This window comes from Vibrio sp. 970 (assembly GCF_033339075.1).
This window is the reverse complement of sequence record NZ_JAWOTW010000576.1, coordinates 1-585: the sequence shown is the minus strand read 5'-3', so window position 1 is coordinate 585 and position 585 is coordinate 1. Positions and strand designations below refer to the sequence as shown.

Sequence of the window (585 nt, the reverse complement as noted above, 5' to 3'; positions counted from 1 at the left end):
CTTACAATTTGGTTAAGTTCATCGACAAAGCTAAGCTGCCAACTCAGTGGGGCACATTCATGATGCACGGCTTCATCGAGACGGCTACAGGGAAGGAGCATCTCGCGCTGGTGTATGGCGACCCGACGTCTCAGCCTGCGCCATTGATTCGGCTCCATTCTGAATGTCTCACTGGGGACGCACTATTTAGCACCCGCTGCGATTGCGGTTTTCAGTTAAATCGTGCGTTGCAAAACATCGTCGAAGAGGGCAGCGGCGTGCTGCTCTATTTGCGTCAGGAGGGACGTGGCATCGGTTTAATCAACAAAATTCGCGCCTATCACTTGCAGGATGATGGTGCGGATACCGTCGAGGCGAATGAGCGTTTGGGGTTTGCTGCTGATATGCGAGACTATGCGTTTTGCAAAGGGATGTTAGAGCATTTAGGGATTGACGAAGTGCGTCTGATGACCAACAACCCCCGTAAGCTTGCGGCTTTGAAAAACGCGCACATCAATGTCGTTGAGCGTGTGCCACTGCAAGAAGGTCGCAATCCAAGCAACCAACACTATCTAAAAACCAAAGCAAACAAATTAGGGCACATGT

The 585-nt window shown here is 50.8% G+C and carries 1 protein-coding gene; it reads left to right on the top strand.

What is annotated here, in order from left to right; genetic code table 11:
* Positions 1–585 (top strand): GTP cyclohydrolase II (gene ribA / locus R7Q11_RS27970; RefSeq protein WP_225467206.1); only part of this gene is annotated, 585 nt, incomplete at both ends.